This window comes from Moraxella tarda (genome assembly GCF_035181405.1).
Lineage (GTDB): Bacteria > Pseudomonadota > Gammaproteobacteria > Pseudomonadales > Moraxellaceae > Moraxella.
In genome coordinates this window covers 361,376-386,803 of the sequence record NZ_JAYGGV010000001.1, presented here as the reverse complement: position 1 = coordinate 386,803, position 25,428 = coordinate 361,376, and the positions used below count along the sequence as shown (strand labels likewise).

The window sequence follows — 25,428 nt, the reverse complement described above, 5'->3', positions numbered from 1 at the left end:
AATTATCATCATATCATTTTTAGGTCTTGGTTAAAAGCAAAGTATGAAGCAAGGTGATTTAAATTGCATGATTTTTGCAATTTTTACACAAGTACTTGCAAAGTCTGTTATAATGCACTTAAGTCTATCGTCACACGGTAGCAAAAATCCACTTTTTAATAGGATAAATTTATGACAATCATCGCAAAAGATACTGTGGTTAAGTTCAACTATACCTTGACCAACAATCAAGGTGAGGTTCTTGATCAATCTCATGGTGAACCTTTGGCATATCTACATGGCCATCATAACATCATTCCTGGCCTTGAAGGTCAGATGGAAGGAAAGTCAGCTGGCGATAAGTTTGTGGCAGTGATTGCACCAAGCGATGCTTATGGTGAATATCTGGCAGAAGCTGTGCAGTCTGTGCCTCGTACCAACTTCCAAGGTGTGGATAACATTGAAGTGGGTATGCAATTTCAATCACAAACCGATGATGGCCATGTGATGTTGGTTACTGTAAAAGAGGTAACTGATGAGGAAGTTGTGGTTGATGGAAATCACCCATTGGCTGGCCAAGAGCTGACCTTTGATGTGGAAATCGTTGAAGTGCGTGCAGCCACTGCTGATGAAATCGCACACGGCCATGCCCATGGTGCAGGCGGTCATCACCATTAATCTTGGTTTATCTTTGTCAAAGATAAAAAAGCTGCCTTGCCAAATCGGTCTTTATGCTTTAGACGGTATAGATGAAGATAAAGGCTTTGGTGGGCTTTGATAGGACTAAGATTGGGACTAAGCTATACTGTTTTTTTTTTTGAACTTGATATGGCTTAGTCTTTTTGTTTTATTTGATCCCATTTTGTGTTCATTGATGTGTTTGTAAACTGCTGTTTGATTTGCTTTTGTTATTTAATTTACCCTTACTTATTAATAAGTGTTTTGACTTGTGTTTTTTTGGGTGCATAAGTAAGTATTGGTATTTTTGATGGCAATTCATCATTGCATAAATAGATAAAATAAACAAATAAAAAATTCGCTCATCAAGAGCGAATTTTTTATTTGGGTGATAACCTGATTGATTAACCACCAAAATCATCAAGTAAGATATTTTCATCTTCTACACCCAAGTCTTTGAGCATTTTGATGACTGCGGCATTCATGACTGGAGGCCCACACATATAAAACTCACAATCTTCAGGAGCAGGGTGGTCTTTTAGGTAGTTTTCATACAAAACATTGTGAATAAAACCTGTATAACCTTCCCAATTATCTTCTGGCTGTGGGTCAGAAAGTGCTACATTCCAAGTGAAATTTGGAAATTCTGCTGCCAATCCATCATAATCTTCAACATAGAACATCTCACGCTTAGAGCGGGCGCCATACCAAAAACTGATTTTACGATCTGATTTTAGGCGTTTTAGCTGATCAAAGATATGTGAACGCATCGGTGCCATGCCTGCACCACCACCAATGAATACCATCTCAGCTTTGGTGTCTTTGGCAAAGAATTCACCATAAGGACCTGATACAGTGATTTTATCACCAGGTTTTAGGCTAAATACATAAGAGGACATCTTGCCTGGTGGAATGCTGTCAGGACCACGAGGTGGAGGGCTGGCAATACGAATGTTGAACTTGATGATGCCCTTTTCTTCTGGATAATTTGCCATCGAATAGGCACGAATGACTGGTTCATCAACCGTAGAAGTATAACGCCATAAGTTAAAATTGTCCCAATCTTGATGATATTCTTCTGCAATATCAAAATCTTTGTAATGCACAGTGTGAGGCGGTGCTTCTAACTGTACATAGCCACCAGCACGGAACGGCACCACTTCACCCTCTGGAATTTTAAGGGTAAGCTCTTTGATGAAAGTTGCCACATTGTCATTAGAGATGACCTCGCATTCCCATTTTTTAACCTCAAAGAATTCTGGGTCAATCTCGATGCTCATGTCTTGCTTTACCGCCACTTGACAGGCCAGACGCATACCATCACGAATCTCGCCTTGGGTAAAATGACTTTCTTCGGTTGGTAAAATATCGCCACCACCAGAGATGACTTTACAGCGACATTGACCGCATGAACCACCACCGCCACAGGCACTGGATAGAAAAATTCCTTCGCCTGCTAAGGTTTGCAGGAGTTTACCACCTGCCTCAACTGAAATGCTGTTTTCGGAGTTTTCGTTGATATTGATATTGACATTGCCTGTGTTTACCAATTTGGCACGAGCCATCAGGATAACCACTACTAGGCTCATGATGATGGCGACAAACATACCTACGCCACCGAATAATAAACCAAATTCCATAAATCCCCCTTATAATGACATACCGCCAAAGCTCATAAAGCCTAACGCCATAAGCCCTGCGGTAATAAAGGTAATGCCAATGCCACGAAGTGGTGCGGGCACATCGGAGTATTTGAGCTTTTCGCGGATACCTGCCATGGCTGTAATCGCAAGTGCCCAACCAAGCCCTGAACTAAACCCATATACGGCTGACTCAGCAAAGTTATAATCTCTTTCCACCATAAACAGCACGCCACCCATGATTGCACAGTTTACTGTGATTAGAGGTAGAAAAATGCCTAGGGCGTTATAAAGTGTTGGCATGAATTTGTCCATGAACATTTCTAAGACCTGTACTACTGCTGCAATCAGAGCAATATAAGACAAAAATCCTAAAAATGACAAATCAGTTTCAGCAAAGCCTGCCCACGCCAACGCACCATCTTTTAGCAAATATTGATACAGTAGGTTGTTTAGGGGTACGGTAATTGCCATCACGAAGGTAACGGCAATGCCAAGACCTAAGGCGGTTGAGACTTTTTTGGATACGGCAATAAAAGTACACATACCAAAAAAGTATGCCAGTGCCATGTTTTGAATGAACACTGAGGTGATGAATAAACTCACATAGTCCATTAGTGTCCTCCCTTAGAGTTTGGCTTGATGACAAATTCAGCTGGCTCTTGTAGATTCTTGTTTTTCATACGCAAAAGAGCGATGAATAAAGCAATCACAAAGAATGCAGATGGTGGCAGTAGTAATAGACCATTTGGCACATACCAACCACCATCACTCACTTTTTGGAGAATTTGAATGTCAAAGAGTGAACCGTTACCAAAAAATTCACGAATCACCGCCACCAAAAACAGCAGAACCGAATAGCCCAAACCATTGCCAAAACCGTCCAAAAAGCTTGGTACAGGTGGGTTACTCATGGCAAATGCTTCGGCACGCCCCATGACGATACAGTTGGTAATAATGAGTCCAATAAATACTGATAATGATTTACTGACATCGTAAACGACTGCTTTTAGTACTTGGTCTACAACAATAACAAGACTTGCAATCACCACCATTTGAACAATAATACGAATTGATGATGGGATTTTGTTTCTTAGTAATGAAATAAAAAAACTAGAAAAAGCCGTAACCAAAGTTAAGGCGACGCCCATCACAAGAGCATTTTTGATACTAATTGTTACTGCCAGAGCAGAGCAAATGCCCAGAACTTGTACGGCAATGGGGTTATTCTGGATAATTGGACTGATCAGAATTTTTTTGTTATCAGACATCTTAACTCTCCTTGCTTTGGCGTAGATTGTCTAAAAATGGCTTATACGCTTGCTCAGACAACCAAAACTGAATCATGTTATTGACCCCAGCACTTGTCAAGGTTGCTCCTGTGATGCCATCTACATAGTTGGGTGTGGGCTTGGGGGTGCCAGATTTAACCACACCTGTAACAATTTTATCGCCGTCATAGGCTTGTTTACCCACCCAAGTGGCACGCCATTTTGGTGTTTCAATGAGAGCACCTAAACCTGGCGTTTCTTTGTGCTGATAAAACGAAATGCCTTCGATGGTATTAATGTCGGATTTTAGGGTTAAGAAACCATAAATTTGCCCCCAAAGACCATTACCGTTAATGGGTAGGACAACATTTTTTAATTTGCCATGCTCATCATTGATGATAAAAACTTTCAAATATTTAGGCAGCGTGCCAATTTGAGCAGGGTCTTTATCAAGGACAATTTGGGTTGCTGTGTCTTTTTTGGCTTTTTCCACATCGTACGCACCCACATCACTAATGCCTGCGGATTTTAGTTCATCATCACTGACAAACTGCCCTGTTTTGGTATCAATGAGTTTGGTTTCTACATTTTCAAACAATTTGGCGACTTGACTTTCGTCATCTTTGGCAGGGTCAAATAGGTTGGCTGCCATCAGAATGTTTTTATTGCGGTCAAGTTCAATATTAGCAAGCTGTTTGGGTTTCATGCTAATTGCTGCGGCCGATACCAATACTGAGCAAACCAAGCACAGAATCAGAGCAGTCGCTAAGGTTGTTATATTGCTACTTTTGGCTGACATGAGCTAATCTCCGTGCATTTTGGCGTTTGATGTTAGCCTGTTTGACAAAGTAGTCAAACAATGGGGCGAACAAGTTGGCAAATAAGATTGCAAGCATGATGCCTTCTGGGAAAGCGGGGTTTACCACACGAATGACAACGGTCATAAAGCCAATGAGTAAACCATAGCACCAGCGACCCTTATTGGTGTGGGCGGCTGATACAGGGTCGGTCGCCATAAATACCGCACCAAACATAAATCCGCCGATAACTAAGTGCCAATGTGGTGCTAGGCTCATCATTGGGTTGTTACCACCAATCATGTTGAAAATGAAGGCGGTTGCCACAAGACCGATGATAGACCCTGCAATCACACGCCAGCTGGCGATTTTGGTATACATGAGTACTGCACCACCAATCAAGATGGCCAAAGTAGACACCTCACCAATGGATCCTTGCATATTACCTAAAAATGCATCTGCCCAACTGATGGCTTGACCGTAGGCATTGCTAAACTGCTCAGGAGTTATGCCTGCGGCGGCCTGACCTAGTGGTGTTGCACCAGAAAAACCATCAACGGCCGTCCATACCGCATCGCCAGACATGGAGATGGGATAAGCAAAGTATAAGAACGCACGACCTGCAAGAGCGGGGTTTAGGAAGTTTTTGCCTGTACCACCGAAGACTTCTTTTGCCACAACAACACCAAAACTGATGCCAAGAGCAACTTGCCAAAGTGGCGTGTCTGGTGGTAGCGATAGGGCAAATAGTACTGATGTTACAAAGAATCCCTCGTTCACTTCATGACCACGAACCACCGCAAAGATGATTTCCCATAAGATACCCACGGCGAAGGTTACGGCATAAATCGGTAAAAATTGCATTGCACCATAGACAAAACAAGCCCAGATACTGTTTGGGTCATAGCCTGCTGAATTGGTGATGATGGTACGCCAGCCCTCAGGAGTAATGCCTGATTGTGTAATAAAGGTCAATGCCTGAAAGCCAACATTATACATACCCCAAAACATTGCAGGGAAAGTGCACAGCCATACAGTAATCATGATTCTTTTTAGGTCAATGCCATCACGGACATGGGAGGCACTGTAAGTTTGAGAGCTTGGCTGACGGAAGAAGGTGTCAAACATCTCAAAAATGGCGTAATATTTTTCATATTTTCCGCCTTTGGTAAAGGACGGCTCTATACGGTCAAAGATATTGTGAATGAATTTCATCGTTTAGCCTTCCTGCTCAATACGGGTCAAGTTATCACGCAAAATGTCACCAAATTCATACTTGCCAGGCGAGATGAAGGTGCAAAGTGCCAAGTCTTCTTCATCAAGTTCAAGTGCACCCAGCTCTACCGCCTCAACAATATCCCCTACAATAAGCGAGCGTAGTAGCTGGGTTGGTAGGTAGTCTTGTGGCATGATGTTTTCAAATGAACCAATCGGTACCATTGCACGAGGCGAGCCATTGGTGGTGGTGGTAAAATCGTATTTTTTACCGAAGAATTGAGAAATATAGATTGGTAAAAATGAAAAGCGATTAGCGCCAGGGGTGAAAAAGTGTAAGGCAGGGCGTTCACGACCTTCAGCAAGTACTGATACTTGGTTGTGAAACCGACCTAAGTAAGCGATTTTACCATCTGCCTTGCGACCTGACAGTACCGAACCTGAGATGATGCGGTTGTCATCACCTTTAAGCTCGCCTGCGGTCAGTTCAGTTAGGTCTGCACCACGGACGGTACGCACTAAGCGTGGATTGCTGACTGCAGGTCCTGCCAAGCTGATGATGCGGTCGGTGTAGATACGACCTGTGGTAAATAGTTTGCCAATTGCTATCACATCTTGGTAACCAATGGCCCATACTTGTGTGCCACGGGCCAATGGGTGTAAAAAATGAATGTGTGTGCCTGCATTGCCTGCTGGGTGCTTACCTGTAAAGCCGTGATACTCAGTGCTATTACCAACTGCTAGATTGGTTGCTTTGGTAGGAGCGATTGAACCATGGCACACAAAAGTTTTTGGCGATAAGGTTGAAAGGATCGCCAAGCCATCATTGAATGCGTCAATGTGTTCGCTGATGATTTCGGTGGCATCAGCACATAATGGATTGGTGTCGGTTGCTGTTACAAAGATGGCAGAAGGTATGCTGTCAATTTCTGGTGTACGACTGAACGGACGCGTACGAAATGCTGTCCATTCGCCAGAAGCCACCAATTGCTGTTTGACAGTCTCACGGTCAATTGCCGCCAAATCTTGTGATAGATAAGCATTAAAGGTGACTTCATTGTCAGACTGATGATTGGCAGTGATGACGATGCTCTCAAATACTCGGCGTTCACCACGATTGATGGCAGCGATTTGACCACTGACAGGGGCGGTATATTTAACACCCGCACGCTTTTTGTCCTCAAACAACACTTGTCCTTTAGCAACGATGTCGCCTTCCTTGATACTCATGGTCGGACGCATACCGATATAGTCATAGCCAATGATGGCGACCTGAGTTGGCGTGTGTTCGCTAATCTGTTTGGTGGGTTCACCTGTGATGGGTAAATCCAAACCTTTTTTGATGGTAATCATAAGCGGATACTTAAATTAAGACCAAAACACACCAGCACGGGCAAACCCAAAAAATATCGTGGCTACCGCAAGCGGCTGGCTACCAAATTTCCCAAAAACATCCAAAACTTACTGGCGTGGCAAAAACCTACTGGCAAGTTGCTTTTGTCCAAAGGGATATGCGTTAAGAAGATGTGGCTTTGTTACAAAGTAACAAAAACTTTACCAAAACGACTTAACGCATACAATAAACCTTTAAATTATACGCTATTTTATCAAAAAATTACAGAGTTTTCGGTAAAAAACTGTTCAAAAAATAACTTAAATTCATGATAATAAATGATTTTTTAAATAGTAATCATGTTTTTGTGTAAATTTTGAAAAATGTTACCAAATTTTATGGTTATTTTGTTAAAATCAGTGTCATTCATGTTTGGTTGTGTTTTTATTTTTTTTAAGGTGCAAAATGTCAATGTTGATAATTCCTGCCATTGATTTAAAAGATGGCAAATGCGTACGCTTAAAACAAGGGCGTATGGAAGATGATACGGTATTTAGCGATGATCCAGTGGCCATGGCAACAAAGTGGGTTGATCAAGGTGCAAGACGACTGCACTTGGTGGATTTGAATGGTGCATTTGATGGTGTGCCTGTGCATAAAGAGGTGGTTACCTCAATCGCCAAAGCACATCCAAATTTACCAATTCAGCTTGGTGGTGGTGTGCGTCGCCTAAGCACCATTGAGCATTACTTAGATGCAGGGTTAAATTATATCATCATCGGTACTAAGGCACTTGAGAATCCTGAATTTGTTGATCAGGCTTGTCAAGAATTTGCAGGGCATATCATCGTAGGTATTGATGCCAAAAATGGTTTTGTGGCAACACATGGCTGGGCGAATGTAACAGACATTCGTGCCACCGACCTTGCCAAGCGTTTTGCTGATGCTGGCGTGTCGTCCATCGTTTATACTGACATCGCCAAAGATGGTATGATGGCTGGTGTGAATATTGATGAGACCGTAAACCTTGCCAAGGCGTGCGGTCTGCCTGTCATTGCCTCTGGTGGCGTAACCAACATGACAGACATCGAGCAATTAAAACCGTACAGTGAGTATTTGCTTGGAGCAATCACAGGTCGTGCCATCTATGAAGGAACGCTGGATTTGTCGGTAGCACAAGCTTTTTTAGATGAGTGATTTTTTGGTTTATAAAAAAAAGGGGTATGTACCCCCCCTTTTTTTTTAGGCTATTTTGAAATTATTTTTTCTTTTTTGATTTTTTTGTCTTAATCGGTTTTGTTGGGGCGTCACTGGGCTTGGTAATGAGTGCAAAATCCACTTGCAACAAATCCATATTGACCCCAGCGACCTTAATCAGCACTTGCTCGCCAAGCTTGAACACCGAACCACGCTCACCGATCAAGGACTGTTCTCGCTCATCATACTCAAAATATTCTTGACCAAGATTTGAGATGTGAATCAGACCATCGATGAATAAATCGTTGAGTGTGATGAACAGACCAAAGCTTGTTACGGTGGTGATCGTCCCCATGAACTCATTGCCCAAATGTCGTTGCATATAGTGGCATTTTAGCCATGTTTCAACATGACGGCTTGCTACTTCTGCTCTGCGTTCGGTGGTGGAGGTTTGTTCACCTGCTTCGTCTAGGTTTTTATAGATTGGTGTTTTAGCTTTGCTGTTTAATACCTTATCTTTAATCGCACGATGCAACATAAGGTCTGGGTATCTTCGTATCGGACTGGTAAAGTGGCTATATTCATCATACGCTAAGCCAAAATGACCAATATTATCAGGGCTGTAATTGGCCTGCATCATCGACCGAAGTAGCATGGAGTGAATACTTTGGGTGTCTGGTCTTCCTTCGGTTGCCTTGATGATGCGTTGATAGTCGGTGTGTGCTGGACTTTCATTTGGGAAAGACAATCCGAATGATTTGACATATTCAGACAGTCTGCCTGCTTTTTCATCAGATGGCTTATCATGATTGCGATACAGTACTGGTAATTCATGCTTAATGGCGAAGTTGGCAGCACAAGTATTGGCAAGTAGCATCATCTCTTCAATCAGCTTATGAGCATCGCCACGAGTGCGTTTTTTGATGTCTTTAATGTCGCCATCTTCTCCAAACTCAATATAGCTCTCAGAAGTTTCAAAGGCCATCGCACCACGCTCTTCTCGTTTTTTATCTAGGATTTGATAAAGCTGATACAGTGTATCCACCGATTTACACACCTCGGCATTTTTAACCAAATCATCGGGCAGGGTTTGATTTGTTGGGTCGTCAAAATAAGCATTTACCTGATTGTAAGTCAGGCGAGCTTTTGAGTGCATGACGGCAGGATAAAATTCATAGCCTGTCACTTTGCCTGCTTTAGATAGCTTGATATCTGCCACCATACACAATCTATCAAGCTTTGGATTAAGTGAGCAAAGTCCGTTAGATAGCACTTCTGGTAACATGGGTATGACACGATGCGGAAAGTACACGCTTGTACCTCGCTCATAGGCATCCACATCAAGTGGTGAATTTGGTGTTACATAATGACTAACATCAGCGATGGCAACCACCACTCGGTAATTACCACCTGCACGCTTGCTGGCAAAGACTGCATCATCAAAGTCTCTGGCGTCTTCACCATCAATGGTGATGAGTGGTAAATCACGCAAATCCACACGACCCTGAAAGTCCTGATTGTTTGGCTCGTTATAGGCACTGGCCTGTGCTATTGTGGCATGACTAAATTCATGTGGAATGCCATGATTGATGAGCGTAGTTTCAATGATCAGCTCTCGGTCATTAAGATTGGTTAAAAGTTCGGTAATCTTGCCTGTGGCATATTCTTGGTAGGTTGGCATATCAATGATGGCAACTTTAACAGAATCTCCCTCAACTGCCCCAAAGGCAGTAATGTTGTCATCACTGACTGTAATCGGCTGGTGGGCATTTGCCCCTGAGAGCTGAACAAAATAACCCTCATCATCTTGTTTGACTGTACCGATGAATTCGGTGTTTGCTCGGTCGATGATGTTTTGAATGCGAGCCTCAGATTTACCCTTAAATTCTGTCGCTAAGGCCTCTACTGTATCTCCGTCAAAGACCACACGCATTTGCTTTTCATGAATAAATAAATCTGGCATGTCATCAAGCAAAACAAAACCAAAGCCTTTGGCATTTGCCGATACCTTACCAATCACGGTAGTTGGTGATGGAGCAATGCTAAAATGAATGCCATCTGTGCGTTCTAGTTGATTGTCTCTTAGCATGGCTTTTAGGCGGTTGTTTAGAGCAAAAAATCTGTCCTCGTCGCTCAAAATCTCAAAATGCAGACCTAGGCTCTCTGCTGTTGCTGCCTCACCATGATTGTTCATCTTAGCGACAGTTTGTAAGATAAGCAGGCGAGATGGAATGGGATTGGTGTATTTATTCGCTTCATTGTGAGCGTTTGGATCGTTCCATGTGGAGATGGCTTGTTTTGTCATGAGCTTTCTCTTAGTTTTTTTTATAAGTATGCTGGGTTAAAGTATCATTTGGAGGCTGGTTTGCCTTTATCAGGTGTTTTGATGGATTTTTATGGTTGGGTGCAGACAAAAATAAATCATATCAAAACTTTTGTCAAAAATTGAGATTTTAGGTTATCATATCATATTTTTATGTGATTTTTGCGTGTAAATTTTATGACCAGTATATTTTGGATTGATGATGCACGCCGAGCCGAGCAAGAGGGCTATGTCAGCCAAATTGCAGCCATTGAAAAAGAGCTGTTTTATGATGCTTGGGACGGCATGGCGGTCTATTCTTTGTTGACCCAGTTTGGTGTTGGGCTGATTGTGGCTAAAATTGATGATAAAGTGGTGGGGTATTGCATTTATCAAATCATGTTTGAGCTGGCGGAGATTTTACGCATTGCTACCGATTCTGATTTTCAAAAGCAAGGTATTGCCACAAGCTTGATGAATGAATTTTTAAAAACCTGTCAGCTTAAAAAAGCCGAACGAGCGTTATTAGAAGTGCGGGCGGATAATTATTTGGCAATTGATTTTTATCATAAGTACGGTTTTTATCAAATTGATGCAAGAAAAGGATATTATAAAGATGATTTGGGTAAAATGGACGCACTGATTTTACAAAAAGATTTGTAAAAAAATGGTTTTTGTTTTATTGATTTGGCTTTATTTGATGCTGGTTTAGTCTATATTGATATTGATGCGAATAAAAGCAAGGTAGATCTCCTTGCTTTTTGTTTCATACAAAAACTTGGTATCACTTTTTCTTGGCAGGTCCAAGTAGCATACCCATCTGGCGACCTTCAACTTTTGGAGGCTGTTCAACACTGGCGACTTCTTCGGTGTCTTTGATGATGCGTTCAAGTTGGGCTTTGCCGATTTCTTGGTGTGCCATCTCACGACCACGAAAACGGATAGCAACTTTAACTTTATCTTTATCTTCCAAAAACTCCATGATTTTACGCAGTTTAACTTGATAATCTGCTTCTTCTGTACCAGGACGAAGTTTGATTTCTTTAACCTGAGTTTGTTTTTGGTTCTTTTTGGCTTCTTTGGCTTTTTGTTTTTGGTCGTACAAATAGCGTTTGTAATCCATAATTTTGCAAACTGGCGGTTTTGCGTCAGCGACAATCTCCACCAAGTCAAGGCCAGCATTGGTAGCGGCTTGTAAGGCGTTATTTAGGCTGACAACACCAAGCTGTTCGCCATCTTCTTTTACCAGACGAACTTCCTTTGCACGAATTTCTTCGTTAATATTTAAACGGTTTGACGGTTTAATGATCATTACTCCAAGAATACAAAATTGATTTTATTGTACTTGAAAGTATTGGGGATTTCAAGCATTTTTATGATGTTAAGCTTGTCAGTTGATGATCAATTAATAGTTAATTGGTGGCCAGATGTATTTTTATGTGCTTTGACCAGATTTCTTTTTATTTTTTTATCATCGTTCATCATTGCATTGACTGATTGCAATCATGATTTGATTGGTAACTGGTTGATGCAAAGCGATGAACACAAAGTGATGAAAATGATGAGAGATGTCATGGTGGCAAAATACTCATTTAAAAAATCATCAAAATCATGCTATAATAAGGCAATTTTTTCATTTTTGAGTTTTGAGATAGTCATATGTCAATCATGCTAAACCAACGCCATAATGCCAATGCCATTCGTATTCTTGCTATGGATGCAGTCCAAAAAGCCAACTCTGGACACCCAGGTGCACCGATGGGCATGGCGGATATTGCCGAAGTAGTATGGCGTGAGTTTTTAAATCATAACCCAGCTAATGCCAAATGGGTAAATCGTGACCGTTTTGTTTTATCAAATGGTCATGGCTCTATGTTGCTGTACGCTTTGCTACACTTAACTGGCTATGATTTATCGATTGACGATATTAAGAATTTTCGTCAATTACACGCCAAGACAGCAGGGCATCCAGAGCACGGCTATGCTGATGGCATTGAAACCACCACAGGCCCATTGGGTCAGGGTATTGCCAATGCGGTGGGTTTTGCACTTGCTGAGAAGACTTTGGCGGGTCAATTTAATAAACCTGACCATGCCATTATCGATCATCATACTTATTGTTTTTTGGGTGATGGTTGTTTGATGGAAGGTATCAGCCATGAAGCGTGTTCGCTTGCTGGTACTTTGGGTCTTGGTAAGCTGATTGCTTATTATGATGATAACGGCATTTCTATTGATGGCGAGGTTGAGGGTTGGTTTTCAGATGATACCGCCAAGCGTTTTGAAAGCTACAACTGGCAGGTGATCAAGATTGATGGTCATGACGCTGATGCCATTCGTCAGGCAACCATTGACGCAAAAAATGAAACCACTCGTCCTACCATCATCATCTGCAAAACTGTGATAGGTTTGGGTAGTCCAAATAAGCAAGGCAAAGAGGACAGTCATGGTGCACCGCTGGGTGTAGATGAGATTGCCCTAGCTCGTACGGCATTGGGGTGGGGCAGTGCCAATGCCTTTGAAATTCCTGACGACATCTATGCTGCGTGGAATGCCAAAGAAAAAGGCGAACAACTGGAAAATGCGTGGAATGCCAAGTTTGATGAGTATAAAAAAGCTTACCCAAAAGAAGCGGCAGAACTAGAACGCCGATTGTCTGGAAATTTACCAGAAGACTTTAATCAAAAAGCAAACGAGTTTATCGAGGCCTGCCACAAAAAAGGCGAAACGATTGCCACTCGTAAGGCAAGCCAAAATACCATTGCAGCATTTGCCCCACTACTGCCAGAGATTTTAGGGGGGTCGGCTGATTTGGCAGGCTCCAACTTGACGCTATGGAAAGATGCTAAAGGCGTGCAAAATCATGCAGATGGCAACTATGTACACTATGGCGTGCGTGAATTTGGTATGACTGCCATCGCCAATGGCGTGGCTTTACATGGTGGGTTTATCCCTTATACGGCCACATTCTTGATGTTTATGGAATATGCTCGTAATGCTGTGCGTATGTCGGCACTCATGAAGCAGCGTGTCATCAATGTCTATACACATGACTCCATTGGTCTTGGGGAAGATGGCCCAACCCATCAGCCTGTGGAGCAAATTGCAAGTTTACGCCAAACGCCAAATCACTTCACATGGCGTCCGTGTGATACAGTAGAAACAGCAGTGGCATGGAAGATTGCCCTACAAACCACTGATGCACCAACATCACTCATTTTATCTCGTCAAAACTTACCGCACCAAGCTCGTACAGATGGGCAGCTTGCCTTGATTGAAAAAGGAGCTTATGTTCTTGCCCAAGAGCAAGGCGAGTTACAGGCCATCATCATCGCCACAGGTTCCGAAGTAGCACTTGCAATGAGTGCATACAATGTTTTGAGTGAGCAGGGTGTGGGCGTGCGTGTGGTATCCATGCCATGTGCTGAAATTTTTGTCAAGCAAAGCAAAGATTATGTAGAAAGCGTTCTGCCAAGCAATATCCGTAGCCGAGTGGCAGTAGAAGCTGGCATTGTGGATTATTGGTATAAGTTTGTCGGTCTTGATGGTAAGGTCGTTGGCATGACAAGCTTTGGTGAGTCTGCCCCTGCTGCAGATTTGTTCAAGCATTTTGGCATTACTGCCGATAAGGTGGTTGAAGCAGTCAAAGATATGATTTGATTGTGTTTTGGCTTGCAATAACACGCTGTGAAAATGGCGTGTTATTTTTTATGTAGATTGGCAGACTTACAAAATAAAGTCTTACAAAATGATTGATTGTCAGCAAAATGCCAGCCGTCAAAATCTTTTGTGCAGGTTATTGTTATGGGTTTTTGACGATAAAAATTTATGTGAGATATTTTTATTTTTTTTAATGTTGTTTTGTTTAAAATGCCACCACGCTTAGCATAACTTGCCCAAAAAACTTGTCTAAAAAACTTTTTGAAAACTTACCAAAGCTAACAAAACTATGCTATGCTAATGCGTTTACAATGATGAATTGATGATAAAATTTTAAAGCATATGAAGCAATATACCGCATTAAATATCTTAAAAACAGGACAAAATGTTTTCTTGACAGGGCAAGCAGGTGCAGGCAAGACCTATCTTTTAAACCAATACATCAACTATCTAAGAGCCAGAGGTATTCCTGTTGCCATCACGGCAAGTACGGGCATTGCCGCCACACATATGAATGGCATGACGATACATTCGTGGGCGGGCATGGGAATTAAAGATACTTTTAGCACTGCAGACTTCAAGCGTCTAAAATCTCGCCAAGTGGTCTATGAGCGTATCAAAGACGCCAAAGTACTTATTGTTGATGAAATTTCTATGCTTCACGCCAAACAAGTGGATTTGTTGAACGAAATTTTAAAGGTGGTTCGTGAGGATAATTCGGCATTTGGTGGTATTCAGGTCATCTTTTCTGGTGATTTCTTTCAATTGCCACCTGTGGGCAACAAAGGTGAAACAAATAAGGAAAAGTTTGCTTTTATGGCAAAGTCTTGGCTTGAAGCTAATTTTCAGGTGTGTTATTTGACTGAACAACATCGCCAGTCTGCCCAAGATGAATCTGAGCGATTTGGCGTGTCATTAAATGATGTCTTAAATCAAATCCGAGCCCAAGATGTTAGTGATGCTGCCATCAGTGCTCTTAAAGCTACTGAGCGTAATGACATTGCCATGAGTCGCACTCGCCTATACACACACAATGCCAATGTTGATGAAATCAATGACAGTGAGATTGACAAGATTGATGGCAAGACTCGTGAGTTTATAGCAACTACCTTAGGGGATAAGTCGCTGGTCGATGCCCTAAAAAAAAGCATAAGAGCACCAGATAGTCTGACTTTAAAGGTGGGGGCAAAGGTGATGTTTGTTAAGAACAACTCGCATTTGTCTGTATCAAACGGCACGCTTGGTGAAGTGGTGGATTTTGCGTCATTAGGTGATGATGAAAGCTCTTTTGGGGGTGATGCACCAATTTATCCAGTGGTGCGTCTAAATGGTGGGCGACAAGTCATCGCTGAGCCTGAGGATTGGGTTATGGAGAATAATGAAGGCGATGTATTGGCAAGTTATACCCAAGTGCCTTTGTGTTTGGCGTGGGCGATTACCATTCATAAATCCCAAGGCATGACACTAGATGCTGCTGAGATTGATTTATCTCGAACTTTTGAGATGGGGCAGGGTTATGTGGCATTATCTCGTCTTAGGTCATTAGAAGGGCTAAAACTATTGGGTTTTAACCAAAAAAGCCTACTGCTCGATGAATGGGTATTTCGTGTGGATAAACGCTTGCAAGAGCTTGCTGCTGAGCAAGAAAAGAAATTTAGCACACTAAATGCTGACACACTTGCTAAAATTCATGACACTTTTATCCATGTTTGTGATGGCATCACTCGTAAAGATGTCATTCTTGCTAATGAAAAACGCATGATTGCCGAAAAGCAGGCTATTGTTCAGCGTAAACACATCAAGGATAATGATATTAAGGCTTTAAAAGCAGAGAATAAGACAAGCCAAATTGGGCAGACTTTAAAACAAACCCAGCAACTGCTTGAAAATGGATTGGATATTGGTGAGATAGCTACCGAGCGTAGCCTTGCCATCTCAACCATTATTGGTCATATTGACCAGCTTTATAAGCAGGATAAGACCTTAAAAGTGGCACACATTCGCCCTGATGATATGATCATCAAGACTGTACAGCAGGCGTATGATGCACTAGAATCACAAGGTGAATTTACAAATGGTATCAAACTTCGTCCTATTGTGGAAATGCTAGATGGCTACGATTATAATGGCGTACGCCTTGCGTTAATTTTCATTAATAAAAAAGATGAACGAGATGACGCAAAAGAGGTGAATGATGGGCGATAAACAATCAAAACTTCGTCTGGCGATTAATGGATTTGGACGAATTGGCAGAAATGTACTGCGTGCCTTTATTAAGCGGGCAGATGAATTTGATGATATTGAAATAATCGCCATCAATGATGTGGCAGACTTTGAACTGCTTTTGCATCTATTAAAATTTGATTCTACGCATGGTAGATTATCCAGTTTGGGTGTACAAGCTACAATCATTCACCAAGAAGACAAAACTTTTTTATCTTTATCAAAAGACGATAAGTATTGGCGGATTTTATTGCTCAATCAAGCAAACCCCAGCCAGTTGCCTTGGCTGGATTTGGGCATTGATGTGGCATTGGAATGTACAGGAAAATTTCGCTCGTATTTAGATGCAGCACATCACCTGACATCAGGGGCAGGACAAGTCATTGTGGGGGCCGCTCCTTTTGATAGCGTAGATGCGAGCATTGTCATGGGTGTGAATGATGATTTGCTAAGCCGTGATCTACCCATTATTTCAAGCGTTTCTTGTACCACGCAGGCACTTGCACCGCTACTTTTTGTACTCAATGAACGCTTTGGTATTGATGGTGTGATGATGACAGAGATTCATGCTGTTACTGCCGACCAAAATGTTTTGGATCAAAATCATCGGGATTTACGCAGGGCAAGGGCTGCTAGCCACAACATCATTCCTACAACATCAAGCAGTATCAGCGCTACCGAGCGTGTGTTGCCATTTTTAAAAGGGAAAGTCAATGGGCATTCTATTAGAGTACCCACCATTAATGTGGCGGCAATTGATGTGAATATTGCTTTTGGACAGTCTGTAAATGTGGAAATGGTGGCAGATTTTTTAAGACAAGTCAGTCAAGACAGTCTCGTTGGTATTATGGGTTATACCGATGAACCGCTTGTTTCTAGTGATTTTGTTGGTGATTCTCATTCGCTTGTCATTGATGGTGGGCAAATCATGCAGGCAAATGGGCAAATTAAGGTTTTTGCATGGTATGATAATGAGTGGGGCTATGCCAACCGTTTGCTTGATATGTGCTTGGCATTGACAAGGTGCTGATTTTAAAATCAAACTTGTGTTTAATAGGTAAAAAAATAGGCTTAATATATTAAGCCTATTTTTTTATAACTTTGGCGATGAAAATTGATTAAAATTTTGCCAAAATCTCATCAAGGCTTAGCATGATTTTTTCGCCATTGGTGCGTTTGACATATTCGTATTTTTCTTCAGCGAGGTTTCTTTCGGATACAACGATACGATGCGGAATACCAATGAGTTCGAGATCGGCAAATTTTACACCAGGACGCTCATCTCGATCATCTAGCAATACATTAACCCCTTTATCTTTTAGGGTTTGGTACAGTTCTTCTGCTTTTGTCTCAGCGGAGCCATCTTTTGAACGCATTGGCACAATAGCAACAGTGAATGGTGCGATGTTATCATTAGGGTTTGGTGTGTCTGCCCAAATGATGCCATTTTCATCATGATTTTGTTCTATGGCGGCAGCAATAATGCGACTTACGCCGATGCCATAACAACCCATCATTAGGGTAACAGGCTTACCTTCTTTGCCCAATACCTTGCAGCCTAATGCATCAGAGTATTTATCGCCAAGCTGGAAAATATGCCCAACCTCAATGCCTCGTTTGATGGAAATCACGCCTTGACCATCTGGGCTGATGTCGCCATTAACAACATTGCGAATGTCAACGATACTTGTAATTTTGGCATCTCTTTCCCAGTTCATACCGACAGTATGCTTGTCTGCTGTATTGGCACCACAGACAAAGTCAGACAATGCAGCAGCACTGCGGTCAACAAACACAGGAATGCCATGTTGTTCTAGGTCTACGCTGATATAGCCTTTGATGAGGCCTGCGTCTTTTATTTCTTCTTCGGTGGCCATGGTAAAAGGAGTGTGAACCTCATTGATTTTCTCAGCTTTGATTTCATTGAGTTCGTGGTCACCACGCAGAACTAGGGCAACCAATTTTGGCATTTGAGGATTGTCTTTTGAATATGAGCCTTTGACGATGAGCGTTTTTACTGTGCAAGACAATGGAATATCTAGGTGCTTGGCGACCTCTTCGCAAGTTGGCATATTTGGCGTATCAACATCATGACGCTCTTGGGCTGGGGCTTTACGCTCATCTGTGCAAATGGCTTCGGCAAGCTCAATATTGGCGGCAAAATCTGATCCGCTAGAAAAAGCGATGTCATCTTCTCCGCTGTCGGCCAACACATGAAATTCATGACTGGCAAAACCACCAATGGAGCCAGTATCTGCTTGCACTGCACGGAAATTGAGCCCCAATCTGGTAAAGATTCGGCTGTATGCGTCGTGCATATCTTGGTAGGTTTTTGCCAGACTTTCTTTATCAATATGAAAAGAATAAGCATCTTTCATGGTAAATTCTCTGGCACGCATTACCCCAAAGCGTGGGCGAATTTCGTCACGAAATTTGGTTTGAATTTGATAATAAGTGGTTGGTAGTTGTTTGTAACTCTTTAATTCATTGCGAGCAATATCAGTAATGACTTCTTCGTGTGTAGGTCCTAGTACGAAATCACGACCATGGCGGTCTTTAAAGCGTAGTAATTCTGCGCCATAATCTTCCCAACGACCAGATTCTTGCCACAGTTCGGCAGGCTGAGTTACAGGCATGAGCAGTTCTTGGGCGTTAATGCCTTCCATCTCTTCACGAACGATTTTTTCTACTCGTTTTAGCACTCTTAAGCCTGCTGGCATCCACACATACAATCCTGAGGCAAGTTTACGAATGAGGCCTGCTCGCACCATCAGCTGGCTAGATACGATGTCGGCATCGCTTGGCGTTTCTTTTAAGGTGGCAAAGGTAAATTGACTGGCTTTCATAACAACCCTTAATAAAAATAAAACGAGAAATACGCTATATTAAGGCAATATTCACCACTTGTGCAACTTAAATTTTAAAATTTTTGAAAAAATTTACTCATCATCTTGGTTTTGTGTTACATTTCTTATATCTTATAAAATCTTAAAAATAAATATTAGGGGGCGATAATGGCGACTGGTTCTCAATTTTCTTTCTTTCGGGCGGTGCTTTTGATGGTTTTGCTGATGGCGATAGGCATATTTGGCAAAGTGCTTTATGACAAGTCGAACACTTCGCAGGTGCAAGCAATCACTCGTGAGGGCGTGATTACTGATATTCAAAAGCTTGCTCGTCTACAGTCGGTGGCCTTTGGGGTGGATACCATCATTACAGCAAACAAGGTAGGTACTTGGCAAAAACTTTGGCAAGATAAACAAAAAGGGTTGTTTGTGGCACATGGGCGAGTGCTGGCAGGGGTTGATTTATCAAAACTTACCCCTGAAATGGTGCAAGTTATCCAAAAACAAGATGTTAATGATGAACCTGTTACACATATCACCATTAGCGTGCCACCATCAGAGGTGTTTGAGGTATATTTGGATGATTTAGGGGTCTATGATTGGCAAACTGGGCTGTTTGGTATGGCAGATAATGACCCAAAGATTTTAAGTGAAGCACAAGCTTCTGCCAAAATCGAAGTGTTAAAAAAAGCTTGCCAAGGTGGCATCATGACGATGGCGGCCAGTAATGCTGCCGAACAAATTAAGGGTTTATTCGTGCTAACAGGGGCAACGGTCGATGTTGTGAGTCAGGGTGCAGGGGCGTGCCAATTGGTTAGATGATGAAAAGCGAGAATAAAATGCAAATAAAATTTTGTGGATTAACCAACCAAAGCGATATTGAAGTTGCTACACAGCTTGGCGTATCTGCTGTTGGTTTGGTGTTTTACCCAAAAAGCCCACGCTATATTGATTGTGATAAAGCGGTTGTATTGTGTCAAAAAATCCCTGCCTTTACCACGATTGTTGCCCTTGTGGTGAATATGGCACAAACAAAACTTACTCAACTGGCAAATCAAGTTAAATTTGACATTATTCAATTTCACGGCGATGAAACCGCAGATGAGTGCCAAAAGCTTGCCAATATGATAAATAAACGCTGGATAAAAGCCATTCGTGTTAAGCCTTGTGATGATAGCGACAGTATTTTAAATCAAATCCAAGCATTGACAGATTGTGGGGCAAGTGGCGTGATTTTGGATACTTTTAACGACAAAACCTTTGGCGGTACAGGGCAAAGGTTTGATTGGGATAAAATCCCTGACAATTCGCCATTGCCTATTTATTTGGCAGGCGGACTAAATTCTAATAACATTGGCGATGTTGTGGGTAATCAAATTTTAATGAGCAAAATAGCAGGCGTTGATGTGAGTGGGGGTATTGAAAGGGAAAGGGGGGTGAAGTGTGCGGTTAAAATGGGTGGGTTTATGGAGAGTTTGAGAAAATTATGACAACTCATAATTTTATAGTAACAAAAGACATTGATAAAATGTTAAAATGCCTAAATTATCATTCAAATTGGTTGGATTTTGGATTTTTAACGCCCCAATTATTGACATTGCAATTTGAAAAATTTCATCAAGGCGATGATAAAAATACAGAACATTTTCGTTATGGTTGTTTTTTAAGTTTTATTCAAAAACATCAAAATTTTAGCGATTTACAAATTGAGCAATTCATTATATTGGCACAACAAGATGATGATAACCTTATGGCAGGTTCATCATTAAAAATGCTGTTTGAATGTGGAAAAATAACATCAAAACAATATGAGTTTTTAAAGAAAGAATTGCTTAATTTTGGTGATTGGGCGGTTAAATTGATTGAGCAACATCGCTTAATAAATGCTTTGTCATCAAATATTTTAACTGCTGAATTACTAAAAGAATGTTTTGATTTTTCTAAAAATTATCAAACAAATGTTTTATTTCAAATTATTATTGACAAGACAAGCGATAAAGATATTTTGAAAAAATTCACAACAGATGATTTTGGTAAAAAAATTAGAAATTTAGCTAAACAAAAATTCAAGCAATTACAGCGTATTGAGAATTCTATGTAATTTTTTAAAGATTAAATAAGGAAAAACTTATGAACATTCTAATCACAGGCGTAACATCAGGCTTTGGCTTGGCAATGGCAAAACGCCTTATCAAAGACAACCACACCGTTATCGGTACAGGCAGACGTGCCGATAAACTTAGCGATATTAAAGATGAATTGGGCGAGCAGATTATCCCTTTGTGTTTTGATATTGGTAACTTAGATGATACCAAATCCGCCTTAGATAGCCTTGATAAAGCGTTATTAAATAATATTGATGTGCTTATCAATAACGCAGGATTGGCACTTGGTTTAGAAAGTGCTGACAAAGCAGATATTAGCGATTGGCAAGCAATGATAAATACCAATATCACAGGGCTTGTTAGTATAACCAACTTGGTTTTGCCAAAAATGGTTGCCAAAAACAGCGGACTTGTGATTAATATCGGCTCAACCGCAGGCAATTATCCGTATTTTGGGGCGAATATTTATGGGGCGAGTAAGGCATTTGTTAAGCAGTTTAGTTTAAATTTGCGTGCTGATTTGATTGGTAAAAATATCCGTGTTACCAATATAGAACCAGGGCTTTGTGGTGGTACAGAATTTAGCCATATCCGCTTTAAAGGCGATGACGAAAAAGCAAAAAAACTGTACGAAAAAGTGGATTATATCCGCCCAGAAGACATTGCCGATATGGTAAGTTATGTCATTAATCTACCGCCCCATATTAATATTAACCGACTAGAAGTAATGCCTGTGGCACAGACTTTTGCAGGTCTTACGGTGGTTCGTGATTTGTAAGGAGTAAATAATGGAAACTGTAACTTTTACCGCAGACAAACATACCATTCAGGCTTTAATTGATTTTGTAAATGTGTTTAAAAATCAAAACATTCAAATTGACACAAGTCTAAAACCAAAAATCAGCAATCGCCAAAAGCAAATGGGTATATTCTCTGATTATCAAGTAGACCCTGCTTTTTATGAACCTTTGGATAAAGATGAATTGGGTAAATGGTAAATCAAATGACCAAACGATATTTATTGGATACACATACTTTACTTTGGTATTATACAGAACCAACAAGTTTATCCAAAAAAAGCAACCAAAATATTAATCAATGATGACAATGAAATATTTGTCAGTTCGGCAAGTGTTTGGGAGATGGCAACCAAGCATAGAAAAGGAAAGTTGGGCAAAGCCGAAAAGGTATTGGCAAATTTTGAAAGGTTGATTGACGATTGTGATTTTAAGCATTTGCCTGTTAATTGGCAACACGCAAAATTATCAGGCGAATACGCCTTAAAACATTCAGATCCATTTGATAGAATGTTGTCCGCTCAAGCTCAAATTGAAAATTTAACATTAATCAGTTGTGATAATGAAATAATGGCATTTCCAATTGATGTTATTTGGTGAAAAATTAAAGGAAAATCCCTATGACAGACTACACCCAATTCCCAAACACCACAGGGCATTTTGGTATACACGGTGGACGCTTTGTGTCCGAGACATTGATGAGTGCGTTAGAAGAGCTAGAACGCATTTATTTATCGGTCAAAAATAACCCAGAATTTTGGGCAGAATATAATGATGATTTGGTGAATTATGTGGGTCGTCCCACGCCTTTGTATTTTGCCAAACGCTTAACAGCAAAGACAGGCGGTGCAAAAATTTATCTTAAACGAGAAGATTTAAACCACACAGGGGCTCACAAAGTTAATAATACCATTGGACAGGCACTACTTGCCAAACTTGTCGGTAAAAGGCGTATCATCGCTGAGACAGGGGCAGGGCAACACGGCGTGGCAACCGCTACGATTGCGGCACGGCTTGGGCTAGAATGTGTGGTCTATATGGGGGCGGACGATGTAGAACGCCAAAAAATGAATGTTTATCGTATGAAACTTTTGGGGGCAACAGTCGTGCCTGTAACAAGTGGTTCTCGCACACTAAAAGATGCGATGAATGAAGCGATGCGAGACTGGGTAACCAATGTGGACGACACTTATTATGTGATTGGCACGGTGGCAGGCCCGCACCCTTATCCGCTTTTGGTGCGAGATTTTCAAGCGATTATTGGGCGTGAAGCCAAAATACAACATCTTGAAAAAGAAGATAAATTACCCGATGCGTTGGTGGCGTGTGTCGGCGGTGGCTCAAATGCAATGGGGCTATTTTATGAGTTTTTGAACGATAAAGATGTGCAGATGTATGGCGTGGAAGCAGGTGGCTGTGGTGTGGCGACTGGCAAGCATTCTGCACCTTTGAATGCAGGAAAAGTGGGCGTACTCCACGGTAATCGCACCTATCTTATGGCGGACGATGACGGACAAATCATAGAAACGCACAGCATATCAGCAGGGCTTGACTACCCAGGGGTAGGACCTGAACACAGCTTCTTAAAGGATATGGGGCGTGTGAATTATGTGGTAATTGATGATGATGAAGCGTTAGGGGCTTTTCGTGTTTTGACCAAAACCGAGGGCATTATCCCAGCACTTGAAAGCTCGCACGCAGTGGCGTATGGGTTAAAACTTGCCAAAACATTAGGGCAGGACAAATCCATTATCATCAATCTATCAGGGCGTGGCGATAAAGATTTGCATACGGTGATGAAAGTGGAAGGGATTGAGATTGATTAAATGGGAGTAATTATGCAAACACAACTTGTAGTAACCGCAGACAATTATTTAATTGAAGAGTTAAAAACGGTAATTGAAGGCTTTATTAGCAAACATCAAAATGATGAAATTATGGTTGAAACCAAAATTAAAAAAGCGGTGGCATTTGATGATGTTCGTGAGTTAAAAGGGATTTTAAATCAATATCACCCCAAGCCTTTGACTGATGAAGAGATTGAAAATGGTATTCATCAAGGTATTATACAAAGGGCAATGATAAAATGAAACAAACTTTTGTAGTAGATACCAATGTTTTATTGCGTTATTTTCATACAGATGATATAGAGCAAACCAAATTGGTTGAACCTTATTTTGAAAATAAGGATTATCAGCTTGTGATTACATCAGAAACATTATGTGAATTATATTGGGTGTTTCGTAAAACAATCAAATTGGATAATTCGGTAATTTTAACCATTATACAAACTTTAATAAATTCACCCAATATTAGTATTACCAATTTGTCTGCTGTTCAATTTGCCTTAAAATTTTTGGAGTTAAATGGCGATTTTGCAGATGGCGTGATTGCCTATCAAGCAACTCAATTTGATAATGTAAAATTTTTGACTTTTGATAAAAAAGCTCAAAAAATTGCCAATGAGTGTGGTATTTTAGTGCAAAATCCATAGAATAAACTTTAAGGCAAAAAAATGCAATACACGATTTATAATACCGACTGGCTTATTCAAGCGTTTCGGTCAAAGAAAAAATTAAAACATCTGTACTTTTGGGGGGCATACGCCCAAAGGCAATGAACAACGCTTTGATATTGTCGTGCAGGGCAATATTGCCAAATTTAGCCAGCACCCAGAATTAAAAGCCTATTTATTAGGCACAGGTAATAGAATATTGGTAGAAGCCAGTCCAGTAGATAAAATTTGGGGCGTGGGTTTGGCAAAAGATGATGATAAAATCCACAATCCGTTAAATTGGCAAGGCTTAAATTTATTGGGATTTGCGTTAATGCAAGTGAGAGATGAGTTAATTAAAAATGGTTAAATTAAGCGTCATTCAAGGCGATATTACCGAGCAAAAAGTAGATATTATTGTCAATGCTGCCAATTCGTCCTTATTGGGTGGTGGTGGCGTGGACGGTGCGATTCATCGTAAAGGGGGTCGTGCCATTTTGGAAGAATGCCAACAAATCCGAGCAAGACAAGGCAAATGCGAAACAGGGCAGGCGGTTATTACAACCGCAGGCAATCTACCTGCCCACTATGTTATTCATACGGTGGGTTCGGTGTGGAATGGGGGTAATAATAATGAAAAAGAATTGCTTGCCAGTTGTTATATTGAAAGTTTAAAATTGGCGGTTGCCAATAACGCTAAAACAATCGCCTTTCCCAATATTTCAACAGGGGTTTATCGTTTCCCCAAAGCGTTGGCGTGCGAAATTGCCGTAAATACAGTCAATCAATTTATTCATCATCAAAATATGGGTAATTTAACAGAAATTATTTTTGTTTGTTTTGATGATGAAAATTTTAAGCTTTATCAGGATAAATTAAATGGGTAAAAAA

25 protein-coding genes and 1 pseudogene are annotated in these 25,428 nt (G+C 41.1%); 17 read left to right on the top strand and 9 right to left on the bottom strand.

Translation table 11 applies throughout. The features are described 5' to 3' along the window. Positions 1-171: 171 nt before the first annotated feature. Positions 172-657, top strand: coding sequence for an FKBP-type peptidyl-prolyl cis-trans isomerase (locus U9670_RS01910; RefSeq protein ID WP_323841704.1), 486 nt, complete (start codon positions 172-174; stop codon positions 655-657). A 404-nt stretch (positions 658-1,061) separates the two neighbouring features. Here U9670_RS01910 and nqrF read toward each other — a convergent pair whose 3' ends face one another. From nqrF to U9670_RS01880, 6 genes are read right to left on the bottom strand one after another with little or no spacing between them, the layout of a single operon-like run. Next, positions 1,062-2,297, bottom strand: coding sequence for an NADH:ubiquinone reductase (Na(+)-transporting) subunit F (gene nqrF / locus U9670_RS01905; RefSeq protein WP_323841705.1), 1,236 nt, complete (start codon positions 2,295-2,297; stop codon positions 1,062-1,064). Between the two features lie 9 nt (positions 2,298-2,306). After that, positions 2,307-2,912 carry an NADH:ubiquinone reductase (Na(+)-transporting) subunit E gene (nqrE, locus tag U9670_RS01900; protein WP_323841706.1) on the bottom strand — a complete coding sequence of 202 codons (606 nt, stop codon included), beginning with the start codon at positions 2,910-2,912 and terminating at the stop codon, positions 2,307-2,309. Then, positions 2,912-3,568 (bottom strand): NADH:ubiquinone reductase (Na(+)-transporting) subunit D, encoded by a 657-nt coding sequence (locus tag U9670_RS01895; protein ID WP_323841707.1) that lies wholly within the window; start codon positions 3,566-3,568, stop codon positions 2,912-2,914. Before U9670_RS01895 ends, nqrE begins: the two co-directional genes overlap by 1 nt. A gap of 1 nt (position 3,569) precedes the next feature. Beyond that, positions 3,570-4,367: a Na(+)-translocating NADH-quinone reductase subunit C gene (locus tag U9670_RS01890; protein WP_323841708.1), complete on the bottom strand. Its 798-nt coding sequence runs from the start codon at positions 4,365-4,367 to the stop codon at positions 3,570-3,572. Next, positions 4,351-5,580, bottom strand: a complete 1,230-nt coding sequence (locus U9670_RS01885; protein WP_323841709.1) for an NADH:ubiquinone reductase (Na(+)-transporting) subunit B — start codon at positions 5,578-5,580, stop codon at positions 4,351-4,353. The genes U9670_RS01890 and U9670_RS01885 overlap by 17 nt, the downstream gene beginning before the upstream one ends. Before the next feature lie 3 nt (positions 5,581-5,583). Continuing rightward, positions 5,584-6,933, bottom strand: a complete 1,350-nt coding sequence (locus tag U9670_RS01880; protein ID WP_323841710.1) for a Na(+)-translocating NADH-quinone reductase subunit A — start codon at positions 6,931-6,933, stop codon at positions 5,584-5,586. Between the two features lie 451 nt (positions 6,934-7,384). Here U9670_RS01880 and hisA point away from each other — a divergent pair, with 451 nt between their 5' ends. Continuing rightward, positions 7,385-8,110 (top strand): 1-(5-phosphoribosyl)-5-[(5-phosphoribosylamino)methylideneamino]imidazole-4-carboxamide isomerase, encoded by a 726-nt coding sequence (gene hisA / locus U9670_RS01875; protein ID WP_323841865.1) that lies wholly within the window; start codon positions 7,385-7,387, stop codon positions 8,108-8,110. Between the two features lie 61 nt (positions 8,111-8,171). Here hisA and rnr read toward each other — a convergent pair whose 3' ends face one another. Continuing rightward, positions 8,172-10,415 (bottom strand): ribonuclease R, encoded by a 2,244-nt coding sequence (gene rnr, locus U9670_RS01870; RefSeq protein WP_323841711.1) that lies wholly within the window; start codon positions 10,413-10,415, stop codon positions 8,172-8,174. 195 nt (positions 10,416-10,610) lie between these two features. Between rnr and rimI the strand changes: the two genes are divergently transcribed. Beyond that, entirely contained in the window at positions 10,611-11,075 is a 465-nt protein-coding gene (rimI, locus tag U9670_RS01865; protein ID WP_323841712.1) for a ribosomal protein S18-alanine N-acetyltransferase, read from the top strand. A gap of 121 nt (positions 11,076-11,196) precedes the next feature. Here rimI and infC read toward each other — a convergent pair whose 3' ends face one another. Further along, entirely contained in the window at positions 11,197-11,724 is a 528-nt protein-coding gene (gene infC / locus U9670_RS01860; protein ID WP_323841713.1) for a translation initiation factor IF-3, read from the bottom strand. Positions 11,725-12,071: 347 nt separating this feature from the next. Here infC and tkt point away from each other — a divergent pair, with 347 nt between their 5' ends. The 3 genes from tkt (at position 12,072) to U9670_RS01845 (ending at position 17,325) form a co-directional block, all read left to right on the top strand. After that, positions 12,072-14,072 (top strand): transketolase, encoded by a 2,001-nt coding sequence (tkt, locus tag U9670_RS01855; protein WP_323841714.1) that lies wholly within the window; start codon positions 12,072-12,074, stop codon positions 14,070-14,072. A gap of 342 nt (positions 14,073-14,414) precedes the next feature. Next, positions 14,415-16,277, top strand: a complete 1,863-nt coding sequence (locus U9670_RS01850; RefSeq protein WP_323841715.1) for an AAA family ATPase — start codon at positions 14,415-14,417, stop codon at positions 16,275-16,277. Next, positions 16,264-17,325: a type I glyceraldehyde-3-phosphate dehydrogenase gene (locus tag U9670_RS01845; RefSeq protein WP_416381502.1), complete on the top strand. Its 1,062-nt coding sequence runs from the start codon at positions 16,264-16,266 to the stop codon at positions 17,323-17,325. Before U9670_RS01850 ends, U9670_RS01845 begins: the two co-directional genes overlap by 14 nt. A gap of 88 nt (positions 17,326-17,413) precedes the next feature. Here the strand turns inward: U9670_RS01845 and U9670_RS01840 are convergent, their stop codons facing one another. Further along, positions 17,414-19,141, bottom strand: a complete 1,728-nt coding sequence (locus U9670_RS01840; RefSeq protein ID WP_323841717.1) for a proline--tRNA ligase — start codon at positions 19,139-19,141, stop codon at positions 17,414-17,416. Positions 19,142-19,309: 168 nt separating this feature from the next. On the opposite strand from U9670_RS01840, the gene U9670_RS01835 reads away from it, so the two are divergent. The 11 genes and pseudogenes from U9670_RS01835 to U9670_RS01785 all read left to right on the top strand — a co-directional run bounded on the left by U9670_RS01835 (position 19,310) and on the right by U9670_RS01785 (position 25,424). Further along, entirely contained in the window at positions 19,310-19,963 is a 654-nt protein-coding gene (locus U9670_RS01835; protein WP_323841718.1) for a DUF4230 domain-containing protein, read from the top strand. A gap of 17 nt (positions 19,964-19,980) precedes the next feature. Then, positions 19,981-20,631, top strand: a complete 651-nt coding sequence (locus U9670_RS01830; protein WP_323841719.1) for a phosphoribosylanthranilate isomerase — start codon at positions 19,981-19,983, stop codon at positions 20,629-20,631. Beyond that, the gene (locus U9670_RS01825) at positions 20,628-21,242 is read left to right on the top strand and encodes a hypothetical protein (protein WP_323841720.1); all 615 of its coding nucleotides are present in this window, start codon (positions 20,628-20,630) and stop codon (positions 21,240-21,242) included. The genes U9670_RS01830 and U9670_RS01825 overlap by 4 nt, the downstream gene beginning before the upstream one ends. Before the next feature lie 29 nt (positions 21,243-21,271). Next, positions 21,272-22,024, top strand: coding sequence for an SDR family NAD(P)-dependent oxidoreductase (locus U9670_RS01820; RefSeq protein ID WP_323841721.1), 753 nt, complete (start codon positions 21,272-21,274; stop codon positions 22,022-22,024). Between the two features lie 10 nt (positions 22,025-22,034). Beyond that, entirely contained in the window at positions 22,035-22,244 is a 210-nt protein-coding gene (locus U9670_RS01815) for a hypothetical protein (protein ID WP_323841722.1), read from the top strand. A gap of 18 nt (positions 22,245-22,262) precedes the next feature. After that, positions 22,263-22,643, top strand: coding sequence for a type II toxin-antitoxin system VapC family toxin (locus tag U9670_RS01810; protein WP_323843764.1), 381 nt, complete (start codon positions 22,263-22,265; stop codon positions 22,641-22,643). A gap of 20 nt (positions 22,644-22,663) precedes the next feature. After that, positions 22,664-23,869 (top strand): tryptophan synthase subunit beta, encoded by a 1,206-nt coding sequence (gene trpB / locus U9670_RS01805; RefSeq protein WP_323841723.1) that lies wholly within the window; start codon positions 22,664-22,666, stop codon positions 23,867-23,869. Between the two features lie 12 nt (positions 23,870-23,881). Further along, positions 23,882-24,133 carry a hypothetical protein gene (locus tag U9670_RS01800; RefSeq protein WP_323841724.1) on the top strand — a complete coding sequence of 84 codons (252 nt, stop codon included), beginning with the start codon at positions 23,882-23,884 and terminating at the stop codon, positions 24,131-24,133. Continuing rightward, positions 24,130-24,537: a type II toxin-antitoxin system VapC family toxin gene (locus tag U9670_RS01795; protein ID WP_323841725.1), complete on the top strand. Its 408-nt coding sequence runs from the start codon at positions 24,130-24,132 to the stop codon at positions 24,535-24,537. Before U9670_RS01800 ends, U9670_RS01795 begins: the two co-directional genes overlap by 4 nt. A 124-nt stretch (positions 24,538-24,661) precedes the next feature. Then, a pseudogene (gene ybiA, locus U9670_RS01790) lies at positions 24,662-24,907 on the top strand (riboflavin biosynthesis intermediates N-glycosidase); the annotation flags it as partial. Continuing rightward, positions 24,900-25,424 (top strand): O-acetyl-ADP-ribose deacetylase, encoded by a 525-nt coding sequence (locus tag U9670_RS01785; RefSeq protein WP_323841726.1) that lies wholly within the window; start codon positions 24,900-24,902, stop codon positions 25,422-25,424. The pseudogene ybiA and the gene U9670_RS01785, both read left to right, overlap by 8 nt. The last annotated feature ends 4 nt before the right edge of the window (positions 25,425-25,428 follow it).

Excerpts from the sequence above, each read along its gene's own strand:
- U9670_RS01910 (WP_323841704.1), top strand. The coding sequence starts at position 172 with ATGACAATCATCGCAAAAGATACTGTGGTTAAGTTCAACTATACCTTG.
- nqrF (WP_323841705.1), bottom strand. The coding sequence starts at position 2,297 with ATGGAATTTGGTTTATTATTCGGTGGCGTAGGTATGTTTGTCGCCATC.
- nqrE (WP_323841706.1), bottom strand. The coding sequence starts at position 2,912 with ATGGACTATGTGAGTTTATTCATCACCTCAGTGTTCATTCAAAACATG.
- U9670_RS01895 (WP_323841707.1), bottom strand. The coding sequence starts at position 3,568 with ATGTCTGATAACAAAAAAATTCTGATCAGTCCAATTATCCAGAATAAC.
- U9670_RS01890 (WP_323841708.1), bottom strand. The coding sequence starts at position 4,367 with ATGTCAGCCAAAAGTAGCAATATAACAACCTTAGCGACTGCTCTGATT.
- U9670_RS01885 (WP_323841709.1), bottom strand. The coding sequence starts at position 5,580 with ATGAAATTCATTCACAATATCTTTGACCGTATAGAGCCGTCCTTTACC.
- U9670_RS01880 (WP_323841710.1), bottom strand. The coding sequence starts at position 6,933 with ATGATTACCATCAAAAAAGGTTTGGATTTACCCATCACAGGTGAACCC.
- hisA (WP_323841865.1), top strand. The coding sequence starts at position 7,385 with ATGTTGATAATTCCTGCCATTGATTTAAAAGATGGCAAATGCGTACGC.
- rnr (WP_323841711.1), bottom strand. The coding sequence starts at position 10,415 with ATGACAAAACAAGCCATCTCCACATGGAACGATCCAAACGCTCACAAT.
- rimI (WP_323841712.1), top strand. The coding sequence starts at position 10,611 with ATGACCAGTATATTTTGGATTGATGATGCACGCCGAGCCGAGCAAGAG.
- infC (WP_323841713.1), bottom strand. The coding sequence starts at position 11,724 with ATGATCATTAAACCGTCAAACCGTTTAAATATTAACGAAGAAATTCGT.
- tkt (WP_323841714.1), top strand. The coding sequence starts at position 12,072 with ATGTCAATCATGCTAAACCAACGCCATAATGCCAATGCCATTCGTATT.
- U9670_RS01850 (WP_323841715.1), top strand. The coding sequence starts at position 14,415 with ATGAAGCAATATACCGCATTAAATATCTTAAAAACAGGACAAAATGTT.
- U9670_RS01845 (WP_416381502.1), top strand. The coding sequence starts at position 16,264 with ATGATGGGCGATAAACAATCAAAACTTCGTCTGGCGATTAATGGATTT.
- U9670_RS01840 (WP_323841717.1), bottom strand. The coding sequence starts at position 19,141 with ATGAAAGCCAGTCAATTTACCTTTGCCACCTTAAAAGAAACGCCAAGC.
- U9670_RS01835 (WP_323841718.1), top strand. The coding sequence starts at position 19,310 with ATGGCGACTGGTTCTCAATTTTCTTTCTTTCGGGCGGTGCTTTTGATG.
- U9670_RS01830 (WP_323841719.1), top strand. The coding sequence starts at position 19,981 with ATGCAAATAAAATTTTGTGGATTAACCAACCAAAGCGATATTGAAGTT.
- U9670_RS01825 (WP_323841720.1), top strand. The coding sequence starts at position 20,628 with ATGACAACTCATAATTTTATAGTAACAAAAGACATTGATAAAATGTTA.
- U9670_RS01820 (WP_323841721.1), top strand. The coding sequence starts at position 21,272 with ATGAACATTCTAATCACAGGCGTAACATCAGGCTTTGGCTTGGCAATG.
- U9670_RS01815 (WP_323841722.1), top strand. The coding sequence starts at position 22,035 with ATGGAAACTGTAACTTTTACCGCAGACAAACATACCATTCAGGCTTTA.
- trpB (WP_323841723.1), top strand. The coding sequence starts at position 22,664 with ATGACAGACTACACCCAATTCCCAAACACCACAGGGCATTTTGGTATA.
- U9670_RS01800 (WP_323841724.1), top strand. The coding sequence starts at position 23,882 with ATGCAAACACAACTTGTAGTAACCGCAGACAATTATTTAATTGAAGAG.
- U9670_RS01795 (WP_323841725.1), top strand. The coding sequence starts at position 24,130 with ATGAAACAAACTTTTGTAGTAGATACCAATGTTTTATTGCGTTATTTT.
- U9670_RS01785 (WP_323841726.1), top strand. The coding sequence starts at position 24,900 with ATGGTTAAATTAAGCGTCATTCAAGGCGATATTACCGAGCAAAAAGTA.